Source organism: Autumnicola aciditolerans, from assembly GCF_041679265.1.
Lineage (GTDB): Bacteria > Bacteroidota > Bacteroidia > Flavobacteriales > Flavobacteriaceae > Autumnicola.
Window position 1 is genome coordinate 242,764 of the sequence record NZ_JBGFSM010000004.1, and the last position, 25,389, is coordinate 268,152.

At 41.2% G+C, this 25,389-nt stretch carries 18 protein-coding genes; 1 reads left to right on the forward strand and 17 read right to left on the reverse strand.

Annotation, left to right across the window (positions count from 1 at the left end; genetic code table 11):
* Positions 1–14: 14 nt before the first annotated feature.
* The 4 genes from AB8M93_RS05840 to AB8M93_RS05855 are packed head-to-tail and all read right to left on the reverse strand — an operon-like array spanning position 15 to position 5,380.
* Positions 15–1,637, reverse strand: coding sequence for a glycoside hydrolase family 43 protein (locus tag AB8M93_RS05840; RefSeq protein ID WP_373056638.1), 1,623 nt, complete (start codon positions 1,635–1,637; stop codon positions 15–17).
* Positions 1,638–1,652: 15 nt separating this feature from the next.
* Positions 1,653–2,906, reverse strand: coding sequence for a glycoside hydrolase family 88/105 protein (locus AB8M93_RS05845; RefSeq protein ID WP_373056639.1), 1,254 nt, complete (start codon positions 2,904–2,906; stop codon positions 1,653–1,655).
* Positions 2,907–2,908: 2 nt separating this feature from the next.
* Positions 2,909–3,922 carry a DUF4861 family protein gene (locus AB8M93_RS05850; protein WP_373056640.1) on the reverse strand — a complete coding sequence of 338 codons (1,014 nt, stop codon included), beginning with the start codon at positions 3,920–3,922 and terminating at the stop codon, positions 2,909–2,911.
* Between the two features lie 33 nt (positions 3,923–3,955).
* On the reverse strand, positions 3,956–5,380 hold the full coding sequence (locus AB8M93_RS05855; RefSeq protein WP_373056641.1) for a glycoside hydrolase family 28 protein: 1,425 nt from the start codon (positions 5,378–5,380) through the stop codon (positions 3,956–3,958).
* 420 nt (positions 5,381–5,800) lie between these two features.
* Here AB8M93_RS05855 and AB8M93_RS05860 point away from each other — a divergent pair, with 420 nt between their 5' ends.
* Complete coding sequence (locus AB8M93_RS05860; RefSeq protein WP_373056642.1) at positions 5,801–6,847, forward strand: LacI family DNA-binding transcriptional regulator; 1,047 nt, start codon at positions 5,801–5,803, stop codon at positions 6,845–6,847.
* A gap of 5 nt (positions 6,848–6,852) precedes the next feature.
* Here AB8M93_RS05860 and AB8M93_RS05865 read toward each other — a convergent pair whose 3' ends face one another.
* From AB8M93_RS05865 to AB8M93_RS05925, 13 genes are all read right to left on the reverse strand, one after another.
* Positions 6,853–8,040 (reverse strand): Gfo/Idh/MocA family protein, encoded by a 1,188-nt coding sequence (locus AB8M93_RS05865; RefSeq protein WP_373056643.1) that lies wholly within the window; start codon positions 8,038–8,040, stop codon positions 6,853–6,855.
* Positions 8,041–8,140: 100 nt separating this feature from the next.
* Positions 8,141–9,757 (reverse strand): UxaA family hydrolase, encoded by a 1,617-nt coding sequence (locus tag AB8M93_RS05870; protein ID WP_373056644.1) that lies wholly within the window; start codon positions 9,755–9,757, stop codon positions 8,141–8,143.
* Positions 9,758–9,768: 11 nt separating this feature from the next.
* Positions 9,769–11,229, reverse strand: coding sequence for a tagaturonate reductase (locus AB8M93_RS05875; protein WP_373056645.1), 1,461 nt, complete (start codon positions 11,227–11,229; stop codon positions 9,769–9,771).
* A gap of 18 nt (positions 11,230–11,247) precedes the next feature.
* Complete coding sequence (locus tag AB8M93_RS05880; protein ID WP_373056646.1) at positions 11,248–12,537, reverse strand: TRAP transporter large permease; 1,290 nt, start codon at positions 12,535–12,537, stop codon at positions 11,248–11,250.
* On the reverse strand, positions 12,534–13,001 hold the full coding sequence (locus tag AB8M93_RS05885) for a TRAP transporter small permease (RefSeq protein ID WP_373056647.1): 468 nt from the start codon (positions 12,999–13,001) through the stop codon (positions 12,534–12,536). The genes AB8M93_RS05880 and AB8M93_RS05885 overlap by 4 nt, the downstream gene beginning before the upstream one ends.
* 1 nt (position 13,002) lies before the next feature.
* Positions 13,003–13,995 (reverse strand): TRAP transporter substrate-binding protein, encoded by a 993-nt coding sequence (locus AB8M93_RS05890; RefSeq protein WP_373056648.1) that lies wholly within the window; start codon positions 13,993–13,995, stop codon positions 13,003–13,005.
* A complete protein-coding gene (locus AB8M93_RS05895) occupies positions 13,992–14,663 on the reverse strand; it encodes a bifunctional 4-hydroxy-2-oxoglutarate aldolase/2-dehydro-3-deoxy-phosphogluconate aldolase (RefSeq protein ID WP_373056649.1) in 672 nt (223 codons plus the stop codon). Before AB8M93_RS05895 ends, AB8M93_RS05890 begins: the two co-directional genes overlap by 4 nt.
* 71 nt (positions 14,664–14,734) lie before the next feature.
* Positions 14,735–15,760, reverse strand: coding sequence for a sugar kinase (locus AB8M93_RS05900; RefSeq protein WP_373056650.1), 1,026 nt, complete (start codon positions 15,758–15,760; stop codon positions 14,735–14,737).
* Entirely contained in the window at positions 15,760–17,163 is a 1,404-nt protein-coding gene (gene uxaC / locus AB8M93_RS05905; RefSeq protein WP_373056651.1) for a glucuronate isomerase, read from the reverse strand. The genes AB8M93_RS05900 and uxaC overlap by 1 nt, the downstream gene beginning before the upstream one ends.
* A 78-nt stretch (positions 17,164–17,241) precedes the next feature.
* On the reverse strand, positions 17,242–18,006 hold the full coding sequence (locus AB8M93_RS05910; RefSeq protein ID WP_373056652.1) for an SDR family NAD(P)-dependent oxidoreductase: 765 nt from the start codon (positions 18,004–18,006) through the stop codon (positions 17,242–17,244).
* A gap of 6 nt (positions 18,007–18,012) precedes the next feature.
* Positions 18,013–18,849, reverse strand: a complete 837-nt coding sequence (gene kduI / locus AB8M93_RS05915) for a 5-dehydro-4-deoxy-D-glucuronate isomerase (protein ID WP_373056653.1) — start codon at positions 18,847–18,849, stop codon at positions 18,013–18,015.
* Positions 18,850–19,225: 376 nt separating this feature from the next.
* A complete protein-coding gene (locus AB8M93_RS05920) occupies positions 19,226–21,076 on the reverse strand; it encodes a right-handed parallel beta-helix repeat-containing protein (RefSeq protein WP_373056654.1) in 1,851 nt (616 codons plus the stop codon).
* Positions 21,073–25,275 carry a T9SS type A sorting domain-containing protein gene (locus tag AB8M93_RS05925; protein WP_373056655.1) on the reverse strand — a complete coding sequence of 1,401 codons (4,203 nt, stop codon included), beginning with the start codon at positions 25,273–25,275 and terminating at the stop codon, positions 21,073–21,075. Before AB8M93_RS05925 ends, AB8M93_RS05920 begins: the two co-directional genes overlap by 4 nt.
* Positions 25,276–25,389: the final 114 nt, after the last annotated feature.

Sequence of the window (25,389 nt, forward strand, 5' to 3'; positions counted from 1 at the left end):
GTTGCTTTTAAATATTATTTGGTAATCCTGAAATACTGCACATCGGCATAACCGCCCCTTTTGGCTTCCCGGGTACTCACGCTAAACAAGCCCACCTTGGCTCCAATCCATTTACCCGGCTGCGCCTGGAATTGTTCACCGATTTCTGTAAAGTTTTTCCCGTCTTCGCTGTAGCTAAACCTGCACATGGCATCTGGCGCATTCACTTTAACACGAAAAACGATTTCATTGGAATCAATCCTCTTTTCTGCGATTGCAACTTCCTCTTTGCCATCTATGGCATCCATAGCCTGCGTTTGCTTAATGATGAATCCGTCTTCATCATGTGTTAATGTGAGAGTGGCATAATCCATTCCCATTATAATTAGCCCGGCACGTTTGCCTTCTTCAGCTTCCTGCGGAAAAAGGCTGATTTTTGTGGTGACAGTGAAATTTGGCGCAGGAAACTTCTGTAGTAACAAATTAGGAGCCATCCAGAGGTTAGGAGCATCTTCAGGAGTTTTAATGGAAAACAACCTGAGATAATCGTTCCCCGGCAGTTTTGCATGCCAAACCATTTCAGGATTCGCGTTCCACTGCCATTGTAATCCCAGGCTATCGCCTTCAAATTCGGTAGATTCCACCGGAGTAACTACAGTATAACTTTTTCCTACATCCGGTTTTTGATGAGTTTTTACCGGCTCACCAACGCCGTTGCCGTCTTTATCTTCGCCCATTACCGGCCAGTCGTTTTTCCAGGCCATTGGCTGTAAATGCACAATACGGCCATAGGCTTCCACATCCTGAAAATGGTAAAACCAGTCCTCTCCCCCCGGAGTTTGCACCCAGGCGCCCTGGTGCGGACCATTAATACTAGTACTGCCCTGTTCCAGGACAATTTTTTCTTCATAAGGCCCATAAATATTTTTTGACCTTAGTACCAGCTGCCAGCCGGTTGGCACTCCGCCGGCAGGGGCAAAAATGTAGTAATAGCCGTTTCTTTTATAAAATTTTGCACCTTCTATGGTGGGCTGGTCGTCATGCCCGTCAAAAATATGGCGCCCGGCATCCAGGACTTTGGTGCCTTCAGCATTCATTTTATTTACAGATAGTAAACTTTTTACTCCCGCCCGGCTACCGGCATAGGCATGCACCAGGTAAGCTTTGCCGTCATCATCCCAAAGCGGAGAAGGATCTATAAGCCCTTTGCCTTCCATTACCAGTACCGGCTCTTCCCAGTTTCCGTAAGGATCGTTTGTCTTTACCATATAAATTCCGTGGTCGGGATCGCCCCAGTAAATGTAAAGCTCATTATTATGGGAGCGGATACTTGGCGCCCAAACGCCATTACCATGCTGCGGAATTTTAAAGGTTTCTTCCGGCACCTGTTTGGGGAGGGCATAATTGATAAGCTCCCAGTTCACCATGTCTTTGGAATGCAAAATGGGCAAACCCGGCGCCGCGTTAAAACTAGAAGCAGTCATATAATAATCATCTCCAACTCTTGTCACGTCAGGATCGGAATAATCGGCGTACAGAATAGGATTGGTATAAGTGCCATCTTCATTATCTGCCACCCATACTTCAGAAATATATTTTTCCTGAGCGCAATTATCCAGCGCGAACATTGAAAAAAAGATGATCAAAAAGCTTCTCATTCCTATTGTTTCTTCCTATCTGTTGAGTTGCAGACTGGCCAGGATAAAAGGGCCTGTTCCCTTAGGATCGTTGCTCCTTATCTTTTCATTTACATAATATTCGTAGGAAGCGTCACGGTAGGGATCGCCCCCGAGTCCGGCGACTGCGCAAACCTGGTTAAGGTTTACCACTCCGTTATCTTCAACAGTAATAAGATTATTGAGAATCCCTTCATATCCTTTTTCAGCTACCTCCATGTATTTTTGAGGGATATAGCCTTTTTTGGCAGCCTTAGCAAGCGTGTAGGTAAACATGGAAGAACCTGAAGCTTCCAGGTAGTTGCCTTCCCGGTCCCCCTGGTCCAAAACCTGGTACCAAAGGCCGGATTCCTCATCCTGAACTTTAGTAATGGCTTCAGCAAATTCATTTAAATAGTCTACAATTTTTTCACGACCTTCATGATCTTCCGGAAGATAATCCAGCACATCTACCATAGCCATTCCATACCAGCCCATTGCGCGGGACCAGAAATTAGGAGAAGTCCCGGTTTCCTTATCTGCCCATTTTTGTTGTTTGCTGGAATCCCAGCCATGATAGAGCAGTCCGGTTTTTTCATCTTTTGTATGTTCCTGGATAAGGTCAAATTGATGCACAATATCATTATAAGCTTCTTTAGCCTTTTCCCCTTCGCTGAACATTTGGGTGTAATGCGCATAAAAGGGTTCAGCCATATACAAGCCATCCAGCCACATTTGCTGGGTATAACGCTCTTTATGCCAAAATCCACCTTCTTTAGTGCGAGGTTGAGTATCTATCTGGCTTCTTAGCAACCTTAAAGCTTCCAGAAATCTTCCTTCTTTTGTTTTTGGATAAAGAAACAATAATACATTCCCGGAATTTAGCATATCCAGGTTCTGATCTTTCAGTTTATAAGTTCTTATGTCCCCATCACTGGTAACCATGGTATCCGCAAAATCATAGATATAATTATAATACCGTTCATCGCCGGTTTTCTCATACACTTCTTGTGCTGCTTTTAAAACAAGCCCATTGGTATAACTCCATTTTGGTTCTTCCCTGAAGTCAAGTTTTGAAGCTTCGGGGAAACGATAGATTTCAGACTGCATCATTCTTTCAGACCATTTAAGGTCTTCAGGAACAATTTTTTCCTGACCTGCAGAAGCCATTTTTTCTCCCTCCTTCTCTTTTGAATCTTTACAGCCAATAATGCATGTAATGGTAAAAAGTATAGTAAATAAACGACCCACGTTTTTCTGAAAATTTATCATTCTTATTGTAAATTATCGTTTGAATCTAATGTCTGTAGGAGTTCATCAAGATTTGAAACAAAGTCTTCTTCTGTAGTAATTCCGCCTTTTTCCTGCTCCCATGCACCAAGAAGATAATAAGTCACCTTTCCGGTAGTTGGCTTAAATATTAAAAGATGGTCATCTGGCCCGTCTACCTGCTGGGCCACCTCATCTTTTTTATAAAAAATGGCCATCCCTAACTTGTCTTCATCACTTACCAGCGTTTGGGTGCCATAGGTGGCGATATAAGCCCAATCTCCATTTTCTCCCTCCTTCTGCATTAAAGGAACATCCTCAAACTTTACAATCCCGGTGGCAAGGCCTTCAATTTCTTCGGAAGGAGTCAATTCTACCTTCATTTCCCGGCCTTCAGGATAAATAGTTATTTGAGAGTTGAGATCTATGGTATCTTTGCCTGTACTCCAGCCTTCATAATTTATTTCTACGGAAGAATTGCTGGCAGAATTGTTTACCTGGGCAGATGTATTTTCTACATTTCTAAAATGCGCCACGGTATCGTTCATGTACCTGCCATATCCCCCAATACCCAGAGATTTTCCAGCCTTCAGAATGTCCTGGCCCCAGGGAGCCGATTCATGGTAAGAATCAAAGTTATCCTGCCCTACATAAGGCAATACCAGCGTATCTACCTTTTTTCCGAAGATGTCTATGGCATTTCTCCAATCCAGGTATAACCGGTAACCCACCCGGGAATTTTCCCAACCCGGACCTTCATATCTTATAAACCAACTATGATCTGTATGCTCTTCCGGCACCTCCAGATGATCCACATTTTTAAATTCCCCGTCTATGTATTCCCGGCCTTCCCAATGTCCGCCTTCTTTTACAGAAATTTCGGCATAGGTATTATAATTATAATCATTTACCTTTAAAGTATCTTCAGCCTCTTCGGAAGAATTATTATCCTTCTTCCCGTCATTACAGGAAATGAGGGCAAGGGCAGCTAAAACAGGTAAAACAGCTATTTTTTTCATGATTCAAATAATTTTATTGAGTTGTTGGTTTGGTTAGTATTCTTTGCCATTAATAGTAGTATTTACAAATATTACAGGTTCGCAATTTTCAACCTGCAACGGAGTTTCTGTATTTTTAATAGTAACATTTTTAAGCTTTACATTCTGCACCGGGGATTGCTCCCGCCCTTTAATCAGCAGACCGTATTCTCCCCCGTTTTCCACCACCACATTTTCTAACAGTATATTTTTAATTGTAGGAATAAATTCCCCTTCCTGGTTGGCATAGATACCGTAATAGGTGTTAATTTTTAGCACCGCTTCTTTTACCTGCCCAACCTGAAGATCTTTTACATAGACATCTTCCACGAATCCGCCGCGAAGGGTATTGGTTTTTATGCGAATAGCACGATCAAGATTTGGACTGTCCATCTGGCAATTTCTGACAAAAACATTGCGCACGCCTGCAGAAATTTCGCTTCCCATTACTACTCCCCCGTGCCCATCTTTCATCACACAGTTTTCCACAATAATATTTTCACTGGGAATAGCCACTCTCCTGCCGTCATTATTACGGCCAGATTTAATAGCAATACAATCATCACCCGTATCAAAAACACAATTTGTAATATGTACGTTTTTAGAATACTCGGGATCGCAGCCGTCATTATTAGGACCGTGGCTGCTAACGGTAACCCCGTCTATGGTTACATTATTACATTTTATGGGATGCATTACCCAAAATGGGGCATTGGTAAAGGTCACCCCCTTAACGAGAACGTTTTCGCAACCAAAGGGTTCAAAAAAAGTGGGCCGCAGGTTATAAGCCTCCCCAAAAGTGCGCTGCTCCACAGGAGTTGCATCCTCATTCATCTTTCGCAGCCTGGGAAGGTTTTGCTCATCGGTTTGTTTAGGCATTCCTTCTTTATATCCATATTCATCTTTACCAACCCAGTTCCACCAGTTTTCATTATCTGCCTGACCGTTAAAAGTTCCTTTTCCGGTTACAGCAATGTTTTTTTGATTATAGGCATAGATAAGCGGGGAATAATTCATGAGCTCTACTCCTTCATAGGAAGTATGTACCACAGGAAGGTAAGCCGATTTGTCTTTGGTAAAAAGAATTTCGGCTCCTTCAGCAAGGTGAAAATTCACGTTACTTTTAAGATGAATGGGACCGGTAAGATATTTTCCCTTAGGAACCAAAACCATTCCTCCCCCGGCAGCATTACAAGCTGTTATCGCTTTTTTAAATGCTTCGGAATTATTGGTAATACCATCTGCTTTTGCGCCATAATCTAAGACCTCAAAAGTGCGATCGGGAAATTCCGGCACCTGAATATTATTTAGAATTTTATCTGCTCTTTTCCAGGCATGATCAGAATTCATTTCGGTTTTACCCGCCTTACAGGAAATCATGAAAGTGAAGCCCAGGAGGCAACAAGCTGCAAGTAAACGGAAGAAAAGCTTTAATTTCATAAATAGATTTTTGTAATCGATTGCACTAAATTAATAAAGCTTTATTAATTAGCATAATATTTTATCTTAAAAATACGATTTTCGTAAATTTTTAGATGAATTAGTTCCTTTTAATTCATGCTTAGTTTAATTTTTAGGTAAATTCTTTATGTAAGGAAGAAGCGATGGGATTTCTCACGGAAGAAGATGAAGTAGACAGCTCCTTTAAGAGGAAAAAATAATTTGATAAAAATGAACAGTTGTTTTGTCAATATGTAATGGGTTACATCATCTTTATTGTCTTAGCTTTATCCCGAAAATTTGTTTATATTTAAAATCTGAATTATCTAATCATTTACCCGGAGCATTACTTTTTTAATCTTTTTATAATCTTCTTTTAAAGTATTAAGAACTGCTCATGTAAAATTCTATGAAACTTAAATGAAGCAAAAGGAAAAAGTTACCATTTATGACATTTCCAAAAAGCTGAATATCAGTGCTGCTACTGTGTCCAGAGCACTTAATCAAAATCCGAAAATCAGCGAAAAAACCAGAAAGTTAGTTGCAGAAACAGCCCTGGAAATGAATTATAAGCAAAACAGGCTGGCACAGGCTCTAAAGAGTGGAAGAACTAATAACGTTGGAATTATTGTTCCCTATATTAATCGCAGCTTTTTCTCCTCGGTTATTCGAGGCATAGAGGAAGAACTTACCCCACACGGCTATCATGTAATTATATGCCAGTCTCATGAAGAAGTGAAGAATGAGATTGAACAATTAAATGCCCTGTTGAATACACAGATTGATGGCATATTTATGTCGGTTTCTAAAACCACCAAAAACACAGATCATATTAAAAAAGCATTGACAGAAAATACCCCTTTGGTATTTTTCGACAGGAAAATTGAAGTTCCGGGAGTAAGCGCTGTAGTGCTGGACGATTTTAAAGCCGGGTTCATGGCAACCGAACATTTAATAAAAGAAGGATGTAAAAAAATTGCTCATCTTTCCGGAGACATCAATCTGGAGATCTACAAGAACAGGTACGAAGGATACCGCGACGCTTTGAAGAAATATAAACTTGAATACAATCCCTTGCACGTGATTCAAACAAATAGTACAATTGAAAGCGGACAGCAGGCTGTTGAACAACTATGGGAATGTGATGAAAAACCCGATGCCATATTTTCAGCGGGGGATTACGCTGCTTTGGGTGCCATCCAGGAACTTAAAAGCAGACATATTAAAATTCCAGAAGAGGTATGCGTAGTGGGATTTAGTAACGAGCCTTTTACAAAATATATGGAACTACCAATTACTTCTATGGACCAGACTCCTCAGCTGATGGGCAAAATCGCCGCACAGGTTTTCCTGGAACAGGTAAAAGGAAACCAGGCGGTAAGCATTGAAAAAAAGGTGGTACTTTCTCCTGAATTATTTGTGAGAAGTTCTTCAGCCAGAGGCGTTCTAAAAGAAATCTCTACCTGAAAAATTTATACCAGGGGAATTTCAATTTCCACTCCATTTTTCTCTGCAGAAAGGTAAGCCGCATAAATTGTGGCGATAACATCTGCCGCAAGCTGGCTGCCGCTTTCCAGTTTTTCATCTAAAGCCGCTGTACGGTAAAATGCTTCCATTTCATGCTGATAACCGTTAAACCACGCTTCATCGGGAGAGATGTTTGACCATCCCTGCTTGGTGCCGGTTTTTTCAACCACATAAATGTCATCAAAATTACTATGTACGGGATTGTAGGTTTGCATGGCATTGTTTGGGGTAAGATTACAAATCGTGCGATGATTGTTGGCATGTACTTCCAGGTAATTCTTCACGCCGCCCTGAAGCAATTCACTGGCAACAATATCGGCCACCGTGCCATCTTCAAAAACAATATGAGTGGAAGCATAATCTTCCACATCTGTATAAGAATCCCTTAAATGCAATTCATTTTCAAAATGCGGCATTCTTGTGATTGCATGAGTCCTGCAGCTAACTGTTTTAGGCCTGATGGGTTTGCCATTCCTGTCCAGGCCTTCCACCTGCTTCAAATAAATTGCTCCGGCCAGAGGATGGCAGCCTTTCCCCATTAAAGAACCTCCTCCGGAACGTTTCCATTTTCCATAATCTTTTGAATGAGAGCCGGAATGCGACTGCTGGGCCTGAATCCAGAGGATCTGGGAATTGGTTTTCTCTATAACTTCCCGCTCTTTCTGGATGGCAGGAGCATAAATCCAGTTTTCTGCATACATGATGCGGCCTTTGCTTTTTTTCTCAGCTTTCAGGATATTTTGGATACTATTTAAAGCCTGTTTAAGGCCTTCTTCCCTTGAAAAAGTGTCGCCGGAAAAATCTTCTTCTTCCTCATTTCCAAAGTAGCCCGTGAGCGGTTTTTCGATGATCACATCTTTATTGTGCTGAAGAATTTCCACAGCCAGGGGCTCATGCGTAACCGGAGGCGTACAAAGATGCAGTACATCTGAAGCTGCTATAAGTTCCTGCAGGTTTTTAAAAGCTTTTATGCCTTTTTCAGAAGAAAACTTTTTAAGGTTCGCGGGAGTTTTGGAATAAGCACCCACAACTTCAACTTTTACCCCGTATACCCTTTGAAGGGCATCAAAATGAAAACGGGCAGCAAAGCCTGATCCCACTATTCCTGCCCGTAATACTTTTTTTTCTGCCATGCTTTAATCCCTTATTGAGAGGTTTAAGTTCCCGAGGCCTGCCCCGAATTATGAAAATTTTTTCCTATTCATATTGCGAACCTGCCCCAATGTTTTTGATCTATAGGGAAACTCCGCGCTTCCAAGGTATGAAATCATCCTGGTCCAGAACATCTGCTTTAGATTTTATTTTGCCTGAAGCTATATCTATAATATATTCAAAAAGCTCCTCTCCCATCTCGGGAATGGTCTTTTCTCCTTTTATTACCGCTCCTGCATCCACATCTATAATATCGGGCATTCTCCCTGCAAGAATTGAGTTTGAAGACATCTTGATGATTGGCGCCACAGGATTTCCCGTAGGAGTTCCCAAACCGGTGGTAAATACTACCACGTTGGCACCTGAACCTACCAGCCCTGTAGTACTTTCCACATCATTTCCCGGTGTACAAAGCAGGTTTAAGCCTGGTTTGGTGACATACTCCCCGTAATCCAGCACTGCCTGTATAGGGGAAGTGCCTCCCTTTTTTGCAGCTCCGGCCGACTTCATGGCATCGGTGATCAGGCCGTCTTTTATATTTCCCGGGGAAGGGTTCATGTCAAAGCCTGATCCTGAAGCTTCCGCAGCGTTTTCGTAGGCTTTCATGAGTGCCATGAATTTTATAGCCGTCTCCTCATCAACACAGCGGTTTACCAGCTCCTGCTCTACCCCGCATAATTCGGGGAATTCTGATAATATTGGGGATCCTCCAAGGGCGGCCAAAATATCTGAAGCATAGCCAAGGGCAGGATTGGCTGAAATTCCGGAGAAACCATCGGAGCCTCCGCATTCCAGGCCTAATTTCAATTTAGATAATGGCGCCGGCTGCCGCTGGATTTCATTAGCTTTTTTTATGCCTTCAAAAGAATCCCGTATGATCTTGTTCAGCATATCATCTACCGTTCCTTCCTGCTGCTGCTCATAAATAAGCACAGGTTTCTTAATATCGGGATTGATAGCCTCCAGGGATTTTTTAAAGATATCTATCTGTAAGTTTTGACAACCCAGGCTAAGTACCGTGGCTCCTGCAACATTGGGATTATTAACATATCCTGCTAGCAGTTTTGAAAGCATGACAGAATCCTGCCGAATTCCCCCACATCCGCCCTGGTGGGTTATAAATTTAACTTCAATATTGTCAAAAATGCTCTTTTCTTCTTCTTCAAAATCTACAGTGGTATCTTCTTCCTTTCCATTAATGAGGTTGCGCAGTAACTGGCGTTGTTTAGCCGATTTATGAAAAGACAATTCTTTTTCAAAAACTTCCTTCAGCAACTCCACATTTCGGTTTTCACAAAAAACCAGCGGAAAGAACAACCAGATATTTGCAGTTCCAACCTGCCCGTCCGGCCGGTGATAGCCCATAAATGTGCGATCTTTAAATTTTGAAACATCCGGAGCTTTCCATCCGGTGGTTTCTGTTTTTTGAGCGGTCTTGCTGGCCTGGTGCTTTACATTTTCTGTAGTAAGTTTGTCTCCTCGTTTAATTTCTGAAACGGCTTTACCCACGAGCACTCCATACATAAAAATCTTATCCTCCGGCTGCAGGTCTACCATGGTGATCTTATGCTTGGCCTGCGTATCATTTAATACAATTATTTCTTCTCCCTCAAAGTGAAGCCGGTCGCCCTGCCATAAATCTACCAGTGCAATGGCCACATTATCATCGGGATGTACTTTTATCAATTTACTCTTCATAATTCTTGTGTTTAAAATTTTCCGGAAAAAACTTCAAAACCCTTTTCTATTCCTTTTGCTTCAATTAATTGGAGGGCCAGGGCTGTTTTTTCCTCCAGTTGCGGCACCTCCCTTAAATCCATACCCCAAAAGCTTTCATTTTTAAGTACGCTTTCTGTAATCTCTTTGTAACTATGCTGTTCCCACGCCTTTTTTAATTCTGAAGTTGTTTTTGGGGCATCATTTACCGGAAGGCTATTCCCATTCCACTCCCCTTTATAAAATCTAAGAAGGCAGGCAAATGCAAAGGTAAGCCTTAAGGGTAATCGATTGTATTTTTTCTGAAAAGTTAATAGACTTGGCAGCACCCTCACCTTAAATTTTGAAATACTATTTAAAGCAATACTGGAAAGCTGGTGTTTGATAAAAGGATTCCGAAACCTGTCAAATACCTCTTCAGCAAAAGAATCAAGTTCTTCTTTAGAAAGCTTCAGCGTTGGATTTATTTCTTCAAAAACCGCTTCTTTAATGAATTTACCTGTAAAAGGATGATCTACAGTTTCTTTTACGGTTTCATTTCCGAAGAGAATGGAAAAAGGAACCATAGTGGTATGCGCACCATTAAGAATACGGACTTTCCTGGTGCGATAAGGCTGAAGATCCTCAACTACAAGAATATTTTCATCAATTTTATCAAGTGGAATTTTTGATTTTAGTTTATCGCCACCCTCAATGACCCATAATAAGAAAACTTCCGCAGAGACAATAAGTTTATCTTCGAGTTCCAGCTCGCTCTGATAAGCATCGATATCGCCTTTGGGATAACCCGGTACAATGCGGTCTACCAGGGTATTATGAAAATGGTTATGCTTTTTAATCCAGCCGACAAACTCTTCTTCCAGTTTCCAGAGGTTGGTGTACTTCAGGATAATTTCTTTTAAAGTATCGGCATTATAATTTATTAATTCGCATGGAATAATGGTCAAACCTTTGTCTGCCGCGCCTTTAAAATATTTGTAGCGCCGGTAAAGAAGTGCAGTTACTTTTGCGGGAAAGCTGTTGTGTGGAGTTCCTTCAAGGGTATCGGTCTCATCAAAAGCAATCCCGGCTTCGGTAGTGTTGGAAATCAAAAATTCCAGTTCTTCTTCTTTGGCTAAATCAAGATAAGCTTCATAATTTTCATACGGATTAATGCTTTTTTGAATACAGGAGATTGTTTCCCTTTTCTGAATTTCCTCTCCTTTTTTAACTCCTTTCATAAAAAGGTTATAGAGGCCATCTTGTTCATTCAATAAATTTACAAGTCCGTTAGGTAAGGGTTGCACTACAGCCACTCCGGCATTAAATTTGGCTTTTTTATTTAACTCATCGATGATATAGTCCACAAACGCCCGAAGAAAATTGCCTTCTCCATACTGGACCACCTTAATGGGGAGTTGCTGGTTTAGGTTGGCATTTGTCCTGTTTAATCTTTTGGTTTCTGTTTTTTCCATAATTTAAGATGGTTAGTTTTAATCAAATAAACTAGGCAGCCAAAGGCTGATAGCGGGAATAAATGTGACCAGCAGCAGTACAATGGCCATCACCACGTAAAGTGGCAAAAGAGGTTTCATTACCTTTTGTATAGTCGTTTTTGCCACCCCTACACCAATAAATAATACGGCTCCCACAGGTGGGGTACACAAGCCTACACATAAATTCATTACCATAATGATCCCAAAATGAACCGGGTCTACCCCCAGGTTGGTCATTACCGGTAAAAATATTGGCGTAAAAATAAGCACTGCAGGCGTCATATCCATAAATGTCCCAACAAACAATAGCAGTAAATTGATAATAAGCAGGATAACATATTTGTTTTCACTAAGGCTCAGCAAAGCAGCACTTACTGACTGCGGAATATTCTCATAAGACATTACCCAGGACATGCTCATAGAGGTAGCGATAAGCAGCATTACAATAGCGGTGGTCCCTACAGAACTTAAAAATACTTTTTTAAGAACATCAAGATTAAGTTCACGATAAATAAGGGAAAGTATAAAGCAATACAAAACGGCTATTCCCGAAGCTTCTGTAGCGGTAAAAATGCCAGAGACAATTCCTCCAATGACCACCACAAGTAATAACAGGCTTGGTAAAGCATCTAAAAAGGTAGTGGTAATTTTTCCAAAACTGGTAGGTTTCCCGGCCGGATATTTTTTCTTCTTAATCCATATTGCAGCCACAAGCATTAAAGCGAGCCCCATTAAGATCCCTGGTAAATATCCCGCAAGGAAAAGTGAAGCAATAGAAACACCACCACTGGCCAGGGAATATACAATAAGTACATTAGAAGGCGGAATAACCAGCCCTGTTGTGGAAGAGGTCACATTTATAGCCGCCCCAAATTCCCGGGAGTAATTTTCTTTTTCCATTGGCGGCCCTAAAATTCCTCCTATGGCAGATGCGGCCGCAACTGCAGAGCCTGAAATTGCTCCAAAAAGCATAGCTGCAATAACGTTTACATAAACCAGCCCGCCGGGCAGGGAACCAATAAGTGCTTTGGCAAAATTAATGAGCCGATTGGCAATGCCCCCCTGATTCATGATTTGTCCTGCCAGGATAAAGAATGGAATGGCCAGAAGGGAAAAACTATCCAATCCTGTAGCCATTCGCTGGGCAACCGTTGTAAAAGCCGCGAGAGAATCTATAGAGGCCAGCATAGTAAAAAGGCAGGACAGGCCTATAGACCAGGCAACAGGAACTCCTATAGCCAGAAGTACTACAAAGGAAATTACCAATATTAATATTTCTGAAATCATACTAAATACTTTTGTGGATTTAAAATCTCATTAATTTTGTAGATAATAATAAGTAAACCACTTAGAGGAAGAACCATGTAGACCACATACAGCGGAATTTCCAATGCTGCGGAACGCTGCCCCAGATCATAGCTTACATATACCAGATTTCCGCCTCCTATGATTAAAACCGTAAGGCAAAAAAAGATTACTAACACATTAATGCCAATTCTCAAACGTTTTCGATTCTTTTCATTGCATTTTTCCTCCAGCAGGTTAATGGATAAATGCTCCTGCTGTCCAGCGGCATAAGCCGCCCCCAGGATTCCAATCCAAATTAAAAGGTATCTGGCCATCTCCTCGGTTACGGAACTGGGCGACTGCATTACATACCTGGAAAATACCTGCCATAATACAGCAATCACCATTACTGCCATTAAAAAAATCAAAATAGCCCCCAGGGCTCTGTCTAAGCTTTTTTTCATACTATTCTACTGCCTGAATTTCTTCTATAATTTTTGCCATTTTCGGATCCTGACTGAATTCCTTGTACATAGGCTCAACCATTTCACGGAATTTTTCTTTATCGGCTTCAATAACCGTAACTCCTGCTTTTTGAATTTGTTCCAGGGCTTCCAGTTCAGCCGCTCTCCATAATTTCTTTTCATATTCTGAAGACTCCATCGCAGCTTCCTTCAGCCATTTTTGCTCCTGTTCAGAAAGATCATTCCATACGGGAGTCCCAATCACCAGCTCATCCGGCAAGGCAGTGTGTTCATCTACAAGAAAATATTTGCAGACTTCATAGTGCCGGGAAAGGTAAAAACTGGGTAAATTATTTTCAGCGCCATCAACAATTCCCTGCTGGAGTGCGGTATAAAGTTCGCCCCAGGCGATAGGCGTGGGAGAACCTCCTAAATTTTTCACCATATTTATTGCCGTCTGGCTTTCCATAACCCTTAGTTTAAGACCCTCCAGGTCCTCCGGAGTTTCTATAGGGTTTTTACTATAAAAACTACGGCTTCCGGCATCATAGAACGTTAAGCCTTTTAACCTTTTATCTATACTGGAATTAAGGAAGTCTTCCCCTATTTCGCTTTCCAGGACATTAAACCTATGTTGCCTGTCCCGAAACAAGAACGGCAGGCCGAAAACTTTTAATCCCGGTGCAAAGTTTTCCATTACTCCAGTTGATACCTTGGTCATACCCAGGCTTCCAATCTGCAAAAGTTCAAGACATTCTCTTTCTGAACCAAGTTGCTGACTTGGATAAATATCGATTTGCATTTTTCCACCGGATTTTTCTGCCACCCGTTCTGCCATAAAAAGCATTGCTTTATGCACAGGGTGTGTAACATCCAATCCATGGCCAAGTTTTATCACACGGGTATTTTCATCTTTTTCACAGCTGAATACTGAAAAAAGAACAAGTCCGGCCAGCAGGAAGTTGAATAAATTTTTAAATTTCAAAATTTTCATTTTCTAAAGCTTTCAATCATTTTAAGAGCCGATCCTACTTTTTCTGAAATTCCTTCATAATTGAAACTCCCGTCTTCTTTTTTCTGAAAAAGTTTAGAACCAATCCCCACACAATGCACTCCGGCATCAAACCATTCTTTCAGGTTTTCTTGCGTAGGGCTTACTCCGCCCGTGGGCATGATACTGGCCCATGGCAGCGGACCTTTTACCGCCTTTACAAAAGCAGGCCCTCCCACCTGGCTGCCCGGGAAGATCTTTACCACTTCAGCACCCAGTTCTTCCGCATAAGAAATCTCCGTCACCGACCCACAACCCGGCATCCACGAAACTTTCCTGCGGTTACAGGTTTTAGCCATTTCAGCATTAACAACAGGAGAAACAATAAAATTCGCCCCCAACTGAAGGTATAATGCCGTGGTGCCGGCATCCAGGATAGAGCCTACGCCCAATATCATCCCTTCCAGATTTTGAGTAACATACTTATTGAGTTCCCCAAATACCTCATGGGCATAATCTCCACGGTTGGTAAATTCAAACACCCTCGCCCCACCATCATAACAGGCCTTAACTACCTTTTTACAGGTTTCCAGGTCTTTATGATAAAATACCGGTACAATCCCGGTTGCTTTGGTTGCCTGTGCTACTTCTATTCTTGTATATGTTGCCATCTATTATTTATTCTTAAGCTTTAAAATCTTCAGACCTCTGGTTTCTGAAACCTGTGAGATCTTTTCTTTTGCTATCTTTTAATCCTTCCCCCGGTACTACCTTCCATTACTTCCAGAACTTCTTCAACACTTACCAGGTTGGCATCCCCTAAAATAGTATGTTTTAAAGCACATGCCGCATTGGCAAAGCCCAGGGCTTTTTTATCATCAAAGTTTTGTAACCCATAAATAAGGCCAGCCGCAAAGGCATCGCCGGTTCCGATCCTGTCTACCACGCTAGTGATCTCCAGTTCTTCGGTTGTAAGATATTCTTTCCCGGTCCAGGCCCTGCCGTATATCTTCTGCCAGGAAGCGCTTACTCCTGTTCTTACTTTATCGAAGACTTTCTCAATATTAGGGCATTCCTCCATCAGCTTTTTGGCAGCGGCAATAAAACCTTCTTCTTCAAAAGAAAAGTCGGTTCCCAAGATTTCATTGATCTCGTTTACCCCGCCAATAAAAATAGTGGAAAGACAGGTGAGTTCTTTTAATATCTCATGACCGTCTTTTCCATATTTCCAAAGGTTGCTGCGGTAAGCAGGATCTGCCGTAATTGTAATTCCTTTTTCACTTGCGATTTCAAGGCCTTCTTTTAAGGTTAAATAAGCACCTTCTGAAATGGCCGGGGAAATCCCTGTCCAGTGCAGATAATCACAATTTTCAAGTACTGCCTGCCAATCCACCTGTTCCGGTTTTATATTGGCAAAAGCGCCATGCAAACGGTTATACGCAATTTTTCCGGGGCGCATGGAAGAGCCGACTTCCAAAAAATATAATCCTAAAGGATGGTCGACCTTGTTTACTGCAGAAACATCTATCCCAAACTGCTTCATCGCAGCTAAAGCGGCATCTCCAACGAGATCATTCGAGACATTGCTCACCTGCTGTGTTTTCAAACCGAAATAGGAAAGCGAAGCGGCAACATTCATTTCAGTCCCGCCAAAAAAGAAATCCATTTTATTGGATTGCTGTAATTTGCGGTTTTCTGACGGGGATAAACGCATGATCACTTCTCCATAAGTGACCGTTTTTCCTTTATCTTTTTCCTGTTCCTGCATTAAAAACTGAAATATTCTTTAGCATTATGATAACTGATATCTGCAATGGTTTTTCCAACCAGTGCCATATCTTTTGGTAATTCGCCATTTTCCATTTCTTCCCCAAAAAGATTGCAAAGCACTCTCCTGAAGTATTCATGCCGCGGAAAAGACAGAAAGCTCCTGGAATCGGTAAGCATTCCTATAAAGCAGCTGATAAGCCCCATATTGGACAAGGCGTTCATCTGTCTTTCCATGCCGTCTTTCTGGTCTAAGAACCACCAGCCGGAACCAAGCTGCACTTTTCCTTTTACGCTTCCATCGTTAAAATTCCCGATCATGGTCGCAAAAATCTCATTATCGGAAGGATTAAGGTTGTAAAGTATGGTTTTGGTGAGTTTATCTTTTCCGTCCAGAGCATCCAAAAATGCAGATAGGTTTTCTGCCTGGCTAAAATCGGCTATGGAATCCCAACCGGTATCAGGACCAAGTTGCTTTAGCATTCTTTTATTGTTGTTTCGAAGCGCACCAAGATGGAACTGCTGCACCCAGCCCTTTTCATGATAATTTTCTCCTAAAAACAGCAGCAACGCGGTTTTAAACTTTTCGGCTTCCTGTCCAGAAATATCCTCCCCTTTCCTCCTTTTTTTGAAAATGCCGGCAATTTCTTCTTCGGTAAAGTTTTCATAAGAAATATAATCCAGCCCGTGGTCGCAAAGTTTGCAGCCATTGGTATCAAAATACTCAATCCTTTTATGAAGCGCTTTTTGCAGGTCTTCATAAGAATCGATTTCTACTTCAGCTACTTTTGCCAGTTTATCCAGATAATCATTAAAGCCTTCAGCATCAATTAACAACGCTTTATCGGGACGAAAAGCTGTACTTACTTTAATGCCAATGTCTTCTTTAGCAATTTGCTGATGATATTGCAGGTTATCTATAGGATCTTCCGTAGTACAAACCGTTTCCACGTTCATTTTTTTCAGCAATCCGCGACAGGAATTCTCCGGTTGTTGCAGTTGCCTGTTAACTTCTTCATAAATGCGCTCCCCGGATTCTTCATTCAGGAGTTCATCTATCCAAAAATAGCGTTTTAGCTCCAGGTGTGTCCAGTGATACAGGGGATTCCGAAGCGTATGAGGTACCGTCTTTGCCCAGGCAAGGAATTTTTCCTTATCTGAAGCATCGCCGGTAATATATTTTTCATCCACGCCAAGGGTACGCATCGCACGCCATTTATAATGATCTCCGGCAAGCCATACCTGGGTGATATTTTCGAATTTACGATCTTCCGCGATCTCTTTAGGAGATAAATGATTGTGATAATCTATTATTGGCTGATTTGCCGAATATTTTTGATAAAGTTCCTGGGCATATTTGTTGTGCAACAGGAAGCTATCATTAATAAAATTCTGATTTTTCATGATTTATTGTATTCTTTGTTCAATTTCTTTCGCAGAAAACCCACTTAAAGAGCCCACGAATTTTAGAGATTATTGAGATTATCTACCCATCCAACCGCCATCTACCGTAAGGATAGCGCCACTCATATAGTCGCTTGCTTTAGAAGCCAGAAAAACAATAGGGCCGTGGAAATCTTTAGGCTCTCCCCACCTTCCTGCAGGGATTCGTGATAATATGGCTTCACTTCTTTCAGCATTCTCACGGAGCGCCTGGGTGTTATCTGTAGCAATATATCCGGGCGCAATAGCATTTACCTGCACCCCAGAAGAAGCCCATTCATTTGAAAAAGCCATGGTTAGTTGCCCAATAGCCCCTTTGGAAGCCGCATAGCCTGGAACCGTAATACCTCCCTGAAAGGTAAGCAATGAGGCTGTAAATATTACTTTTCCGCTGCCTCTTTTAATCATTTCCTTTCCAAACTCCCGGGTAAGTATAAATTGGGAATTTTGATTAACTTCTATAACCTTATCCCAGTATTCATCGGGATGCTCTGCAGCAGGTTTTCGCATGATGGTTCCCGCATTATTGACTAAAATATCAATTTCTGAATGTTCAGATTTTACCTTTTCTATGAAAGCGTAAAGCGCTTTCCTATCCGAAAAATCACATTGGTACCCCTGAAATTTTCTGCCTTTTGTCTTTACCGCTTTTTCAATATCAGAACCTTTGGTCTCCAAAGATGCCGAAACTCCTAAAATATCGGCCCCGGCTTCTGCCAAAGCTTCTGCCATCGCAAAACCAATTCCGCGCTTACAACCGGTAACCAGAGCTGTTTTTCCTTCTAATTTGAATAAATCATCCATACTTGCTTATTTCAATTCGTTAACAGCCACTTTATCCATATCGCCATAATCAAGGTTCTCCCCGGCCATGCCCCAGATAAACGTATAATTTGAAGTTCCCGCCCCTGCATGAATAGACCATTCCGGCGACAAAACTGCCTGATGATTTTTTAGAAAAATATGCCGGGTTTCTTCTGGCTGGCCCATATAATGACTTATGGTTTGCCCTTCTTCCAGGTCAAAATAAAAGTAAGCTTCCATTCTCCTGGTATGGGTATGTGGCGGCATGGTATTCCAGATGTTTCCTTCAACAAGCTCGGTCATTCCCATTTGTAACTGGCAGGTTTCTACAATGCTGTTTACAATCAATTTATTTAAGATACGTTTGTTGGCATATTTTGCGTCTCCCAGCTCAATAACCTCAGCATCTTCTTTCCCTACTTTTTTGGTAGGATAAGCATGATGTGCGGGAGCAGAATTCAGGTAAAAATATGGCTGCTCATCTCCTGATTTCTCAAAAATAACCTCTTTCTTCCCCTGCCCTACATAAAGCGCTTCCTTATTGGCAAGTTCATACACTTCGCCATCTACGGTTACTTTGCCGGCACCTCCTACATTAATGATCCCAAGCTCACGACGGTCCAGAAAATTTTCAGATTTTAAATCGTCTATGGTTTCCAGTTGAACCGCTTTATCTACCGGAAATGCCCCGCCTACGATAAACCTGTCGTACATGGAGTAGGTAAGGTTGATTTCGTTATTTCTGAAGAGTTCCGGAATTAAAAAATGCTTCCGAAGCTCCTGGGTTGTATATCTTTTTACATCTTCCGGATGGTGTGCGTATCTGAATTCTGAATTGGTCATTTGTATGTAATTTTATTAAACATGCAATCGATTACACGAATATAATCAATTTTTTTAATTTTTAAAGTTTTGATATTTTTTTCTTTTAAAAAGAGTGAAATCCTCATCCTTAAAAGGATTAATTTATCTTATATATAATATTAACATTAAAAATCATCTTCTTCATAAATATGATTTAAAAAAGAATAATCTGGAAATCCCAAGATAAAAAATTTCGAAGGGCCTGCCATCCTGTAGCATACTGCTTTTAATTAAGTAGATGATAATTGATCCTCCTAGTAAATTAAAGTATAAAAAGGCACCACACAACCAGATCCTGAAAAAAGTCCGATTGGTGATGCCCTGTTTCAACTAATTTCCAGAATTGATGAAGCTTTTAAAACTCAAAAGCCCCCAGATCTGGCGCTGAACCATTATATGGCAAGCCCACATCCACTCCTGCATCTATCAAATCACTATCTGAATTCAGGTGAAAAAAGCTAATCTCCGGAAGGCTTCCATCTTCCTGCCTTGGTCCTGTTAACTCTTCATAATCTATACTTTCAAAATCATCAACAGTACTTTCAACACCTTCCATCCAGCTATTATTGGTAACGTCCAGCGCGGTGGCATTAATACTTCCTACTTCGCCCAGTACATTACTGTTTTTAATAGTTAATTTTTCCAGAGGATTTGTGTTACTAAAAGCGTAATTCCTGCCATTATCATATGCGGAACAATTGTAGAGTACCACTTCACCCCTATTACTGTTATGATCAAATCCATCGGCTGCATTACCTACCGCCACACAATTCATATAAACGGCATTATGCTTAAGATCTTTATCATCACTTCCTCCGGTTTTGAAACCGTTACCGTCCCCGCCGCTTGGGGAACCATCTTCTAAATAACCATTTTCGATAGCCCAGCAATTTTCATAGGTAGTGGTAACATTATCACCTCCTCTTAAATAGCCATCCCAGCCATCATCGAGATTTCTCCAGGCCCTGCAGCCAATAAACCTGTTTCCTGTGCCTACGTTTAACTTGGCTGCAAATCCATCAGCGTTTTCCAGGGAAGAATCGGCATTAAAGTAAGAATCGCAATTCAAAATTGTATTGTTAGCAGCACCACTGTCTAACTGAAGTCCGGTATCTGCACATTCTGAAAAAGTACAGAATTCGATCATATTATTGCTACCGGTTACCTTCATTCCGTTATCCCCGGCTTTGTAGACATCAATCCCTTTAATATGCCAGTAACTGGCTTCTAATTCGACGCCTCTGTTTGAAGAATTTTCAGACATCGAAGAAAAATCAAATTTAGGCCTGGTATCATCTAAAGGATATGCCAGCAAGGAGATCATATTGTTTTCACTCCCACTGGTATTTATTTCTATAGTGGAATCAAAAACGTAATCCCCTCCACGGATATAAATATTCTCTCCGGGAATTGCTGCTGCAATAGCGTCTAAAATTTCCTGGGTTGTGCCAACGATCTTGCCATTTATAGAAGAAGTATTCTCACCCGTCCTGAAAGAAAAAGTATTGCTTATCGCTGTGTTTTTCCCATCACTGGTCTCTACATGCCAGTAATAAATGCTGTTGGGCTCCACCTCAATTTCTATGGAGGTTTCAGTAAGCCCTGTCCACTCTTCCGGCGGTTCCTGATCACCATCCTCGGTATCTGCATATAAAGTATAAGTTAATGCATCCCCGTCTGTATCGGTAGAGGTGGCATCCCATTCCAGGGTAACCATACCATCAACAGGCGTTACCGTGCTTCCTGAAGCAGGGGACATAAGTGTTGCCGGAAAAGGCACATTATTGGAACCTGGTTCGCCGGCAACGTAAAATCTATACGCCTCTGAGGCTGTGGTTTCTTCACCGTCATTTTTTGAGATCACATTCCAGGTATAAGGATTTCCCCTTTCAAGCCTTACCATTAAAGATGTGGTAGTTAGATTAGGCCGTTGAGTAACTTCCTGGGTAGCAAGATTAGTGATCACAAGATCATATCTATCCGCATCTGTTGCTTCGGTCCATTCAAAAGCTACCTCAGCCATATTAGCCACCACATCGCCAATCTCACATTCGGTATTGTCCTGCGGAAGCACCAAAGAGGCTGCTCCCGGGACGGCATCATTAATAATATCCGCATCATCATCACTGGAACAGGAAAGCGTTGCCACTCCCATGATGCAGATTAGGAGCAGGTTTATATAAGGTGTTTTTATATAGTTTTTCATGATTTAATAACTTTTAGAGTTTTACTTACCGTAGCTGATTTTAATTGAAGGAAATAAACTCCATTCCTAAAATTGGTAAGGTTAAGATGAAGAACCCTGTCTGCAGGAATTTCCATTTTTTCTGAAATAAACTCCCTTCCATTAAGATTAATCAGCGATACCTCTACTTTGGTATCTGTTCCATTAATGTAAACCTTAAGGTCACCCCTGGTTGGATTTGGGAACAGCACCACTTCTTCAGACATCAGGACCTCTTTATAAAAAGTGCCCTGGCAGTCAGAATCGGTAGAAATGGTAAATTTGTTCCTACCTTTTTTAAGATCCAGCACCACCCGCGATTGTGCGGTGGTAGTTATTTCACCGTTATGGTCTATAGTATAAACATCGGACCCTGTTAATGAAAAGGATACCGTATTATTTCCATAATCTACAGAAGAATAGGCCTCCAGAGGTGTTGGCCCTTCTACAGTAACATTAAAACATTGTTCATAATTGTCCTGTCCGTCTACTGTAATACAGATATCATATGTCCCTGCCGGAAGGTTTTGAATATTCGCAGAAAATTCATTAGAAGCTGATAAAGTTGCCGAACCGCTCTCTGCACCAGAAAGCGCTACATTATAGGTGTAATTGGTATCTTCAGCACTAATACTAATAAATCCGTCACCGTTTCCGTTACAACTTACGTCATATACAGATATATTAAAATTATCTGCCGCAAGATCAAAAACCTCACAACCAAAAACATCAACAGTCACTCCTTCTGTAGAATCAGGGCAGTTATCCTCATAATTGATAATTCCGTCTCCATCATCGTCATCACATACATCTCCAACTCCATTTTCATTAACATCTGCCTGATCTGGATTAGGAGTTGAAACACAATTATCTACACCATTTAAAATTCCGTCTCCGTCAATATCTCCAAATGGCCCATCGGGTTCAGCCTCAAAAACGATGTCGCTTGTAGTTTCACCTGTTATTTCCAGCGTATTTTCCGGAATATAATATCCATCCACACCCTCACTCTCTATGGTATATTCAACATTTGGTTCAAGTTTTACAGAGTATGTGGCTGCATCTGCATCAATCATTGGCTTCGGAACATAAAGTACATCAGCGCCAGGATCTGGAGTAAACGTCAAGTCTAAATCTTCAATATTCTCATCCAGACCACTAATTGATCCCGAAACAGCATAAATTTCGACTTTTTCTATAGTTATATCATGGGTAGCTGCACTTTCAGTTATAGTTACCGAAGCACCATCTGAAATTACGTATCCATCAGCGCCTTCAAGAGAAATATTGTAGTCAAAATCTATTGGCAGTTCAACCTGGTAGGAACCATCGGTTGGTGTCACATTCCAGGTTTTTCCTTCTTCAATAGAAAATACAATCGAATAATCTTCAGGAATTCCCGGAGCATTGGTAAGATCTACGTTTCCAGATAATTCCGAATAAGTGGCAGGTTTTCTGATAATTCTGAAATAACTAGGCTTGTCGGCCGTGTCATAAATATGATAAGTTCCGTTTGCCTTTGCCACAAAACTTACTTCCTGAAGCTCACCACCCACACTTACCACGTCATTCTGTAATTCAGGATTTGCTGTATTTTCAAAGTGAAGCTCCCCATTTCCATCCTGGCCAAGCACCCAAAGAGTTACTTTATCATCTTCATTTAAATCCAAACTCATAAAACGGTTGGTAGCACCTCTGGAATTGATATAAACCCTTCCTTTAAAATCTTCGTATTCATCAATATCATCATCATACCGGGTAAGGTTCAAATTGGTTGTTCGTAACCTATCACTTCCACCTCCGGTAAAACTAAGATCACCAGCTGTAAAATTTGGCAAATTTATGCCTGAAGTTCCCGGGGTGACAGATGCATCATACCAGGAATTTATTCGTGATTCATTCAGCATATTATTATACTGAGACTCGTCCAGTTGGGTTGCTCCAAAATCCCAGACATCCGCCAGGCCTTCTACATAGATCAGATCTTTAGTTATACTAATGTCAAATGAAGAAGTCTCTTCAGTTACTTCCAGGCTGGCGTTACTGTCTACGGAATATCCTTCAGCTCCTTCTAAGGAAACATCATATTGATAGCCTACAGGAAGAACTATACTATACGATCCTCCATCTGCCAAAGAAAGCTTCCATGTCTTACCAAGTTCGTTTTTGAATACAATACTGTAATCTGAAGGGATACCTTCGGCTTCTGCCACATCCACACTTCCTGTTACGGTAGTATAAGTAGCACTTTTACGTATAATCCTGAAATAACTTGGTTTATCGGTATCATCATAAATTCGATACGTACCTGTAGCTTTTGCCATAAAGTTTATTTCTGTAAGCTCTTTGCCCACCGCAACTGCATCATTTTGAAGTTCCGGATCTGCTACATATTCAAAATGAATATTACCGTTTCCGTTTTGGGTAAGTGTCCAAAGGCTAACTTCGTCATCTTCATTCAGTTCAAGGCTAAAATACCTGCCGGTGGCACCCGATGAATTGATATATACTCTACCTTTAAAATCTTCATATTCATCAATATCATCGTCATAACGTGTCAGATTGGTATTTGTAGTTCGCAGGCGGTCACTTCCACCTCCCGTAAAGCTAAGATCACCAGCTGTAAAATCTGGTAAGTTAATGTCCGAGGTTCCCGGGGTGACAGATGCATCATACCAGGAGTTAATGATTTCTACCGATAACTGATTATTGTACTCAGACTCTGCAAGCTGTGTTGCTCCAAAATCCCAGACATCTGCAAGACCATTGCCTGCCGCTTCATCAGTTTGAATCAATAAATTCAGAGCAGTATTTTCTGTAATCTCCAGATTGGTACTACCAATAATAGAATACCCGTCGGCTCCTTCAAGAGAAATATCATAGGTGTCACCTGCAGGAAGATCTACACTATAAGTACCTTCAGAAACGGAAGAACTCCACGAGTCACCGCTTTCATTAGTAAAAATTATGCTGAAATTATCAGGAATTTCTGAAGCTGCAGTAACCTCTACATTACCGCTTACCGTAGCATTGTTAGCACTTTTCCGTAAAATTCTAAAATAACTCGGTTTCCCGGTATCGTCATAGATCTTGTAAGTACCGGAAGTTTCTGCCGTAAAATTTAATTCGGTAATTTCTTCTCCAACAGCAATTATATCATTCTGAAGTTCTGAATCTGCAGCATTTTCAAAATGAATATTACTGTCACCTTCCTGAGAAAGAGCCCAAATGGTTACTTCATCACCTTCAGTTAATTCCAGGCTGAGAAACCGGCCTGTAGCTCCCGAGGAATTGATATAGACCCTTCCTTTAAAGTCTTCATGTTCATCAATATTTTCATCATAACGGGTAAGATTCACATTGCTGGTTCGCAGGCGGTCACTTCCACCTCCTGTAAAGCTAAGATCTCCAACCGTGAAATCTGGTAAATTAATACCAGAGGTTCCCGGGGTGATAGAAGCATCATACCAGGAATTGATAATATCTACGGATAATTGATTATTGTATTCAGACGCATCAAGCTGTGTGGCACCAAAATCCCAAGCATCGGTAAGATCACTGCCTGATTCTGAACTCATCGTATTACTTTCACGTACAATTCTAAAATAACTTGGTTTCCCGGTATCATCATAGATATTATAAGTACCGGAAGTTTCTGCCGTAAATTTTAATTCGGTAATTTCTTCCCCTACGGCAACAATATCATTCTGAAGTTCTGGATCTGCAGCATTTTCAAAATGAATATTACTGTCTCCTTCCTGAGAAAGAGCCCAGATTGTTACTTCATCACCTTCAGCCAACTCGATGCTGAGGAACCTGCCTGTAGCACCCGAGGAATTGATATAGACCCTTCCTTTAAAATCTTCATGTTCATCAATATTATCATCATACCGGGTAAGATTCGTATTGCTGGTTCGCAGGCGGTCACTTCCCCCTCCGGTAAAGCTAAGATCACCAGCTGTAAAATCTGGTAAATTAATGCCTGAAGTTCCCGGGGCTATGGATGCATCATACCAGGAATTGATAATTTCTACAGATAACTGATTGTTATACTGGGATTCATCCAGTTGAGTAGCTCCAAAATCCCAAACGTCGGGAAGGTTTTGTGAGATTTCCTGTGAATAGCCCTGTAAAATTCCTAAAAAGAGGAACAGGCCTAATAATTGTAGTTGTTTCATCATTCCATAAAGATTTAGTTTGATTTAAAATGTATTGATGCGTAATTTATCTTCTTTAATCTTCAGAAGGTTTTCCCGATATCGTTTTCGCTTATTAATTAAAAAAAGTTAACTCAT

What these genes read in the sequence shown, in the direction of transcription:
- AB8M93_RS05865 (WP_373056643.1), bottom strand. Translation starts at nt 8,040, where the DNA reads ATGGCAGAAAAAAAAGTATTACGGGCAGGAATAGTGGGATCAGGCTTT.
- AB8M93_RS05840 (WP_373056638.1), bottom strand. Translation starts at nt 1,637, where the DNA reads ATGAGAAGCTTTTTGATCATCTTTTTTTCAATGTTCGCGCTGGATAAT.
- AB8M93_RS05925 (WP_373056655.1), bottom strand. Translation starts at nt 25,275, where the DNA reads ATGATGAAACAACTACAATTATTAGGCCTGTTCCTCTTTTTAGGAATT.
- AB8M93_RS05920 (WP_373056654.1), bottom strand. Translation starts at nt 21,076, where the DNA reads ATGAAAAACTATATAAAAACACCTTATATAAACCTGCTCCTAATCTGC.
- AB8M93_RS05890 (WP_373056648.1), bottom strand. Translation starts at nt 13,995, where the DNA reads ATGAAAATTTTGAAATTTAAAAATTTATTCAACTTCCTGCTGGCCGGA.
- AB8M93_RS05885 (WP_373056647.1), bottom strand. Translation starts at nt 13,001, where the DNA reads ATGAAAAAAAGCTTAGACAGAGCCCTGGGGGCTATTTTGATTTTTTTA.
- AB8M93_RS05860 (WP_373056642.1), top strand. Translation starts at nt 5,801, where the DNA reads ATGAAGCAAAAGGAAAAAGTTACCATTTATGACATTTCCAAAAAGCTG.
- AB8M93_RS05875 (WP_373056645.1), bottom strand. Translation starts at nt 11,229, where the DNA reads ATGGAAAAAACAGAAACCAAAAGATTAAACAGGACAAATGCCAACCTA.
- AB8M93_RS05895 (WP_373056649.1), bottom strand. Translation starts at nt 14,663, where the DNA reads ATGGCAACATATACAAGAATAGAAGTAGCACAGGCAACCAAAGCAACC.
- uxaC (WP_373056651.1), bottom strand. Translation starts at nt 17,163, where the DNA reads ATGAAAAATCAGAATTTTATTAATGATAGCTTCCTGTTGCACAACAAA.
- AB8M93_RS05910 (WP_373056652.1), bottom strand. Translation starts at nt 18,006, where the DNA reads ATGGATGATTTATTCAAATTAGAAGGAAAAACAGCTCTGGTTACCGGT.
- AB8M93_RS05850 (WP_373056640.1), bottom strand. Translation starts at nt 3,922, where the DNA reads ATGAAAAAAATAGCTGTTTTACCTGTTTTAGCTGCCCTTGCCCTCATT.
- AB8M93_RS05900 (WP_373056650.1), bottom strand. Translation starts at nt 15,760, where the DNA reads ATGCAGGAACAGGAAAAAGATAAAGGAAAAACGGTCACTTATGGAGAA.
- AB8M93_RS05870 (WP_373056644.1), bottom strand. Translation starts at nt 9,757, where the DNA reads ATGAAGAGTAAATTGATAAAAGTACATCCCGATGATAATGTGGCCATT.
- AB8M93_RS05855 (WP_373056641.1), bottom strand. Translation starts at nt 5,380, where the DNA reads ATGAAATTAAAGCTTTTCTTCCGTTTACTTGCAGCTTGTTGCCTCCTG.
- AB8M93_RS05880 (WP_373056646.1), bottom strand. Translation starts at nt 12,537, where the DNA reads ATGATTTCAGAAATATTAATATTGGTAATTTCCTTTGTAGTACTTCTG.
- AB8M93_RS05845 (WP_373056639.1), bottom strand. Translation starts at nt 2,906, where the DNA reads ATGATAAATTTTCAGAAAAACGTGGGTCGTTTATTTACTATACTTTTT.
- kduI (WP_373056653.1), bottom strand. Translation starts at nt 18,849, where the DNA reads ATGACCAATTCAGAATTCAGATACGCACACCATCCGGAAGATGTAAAA.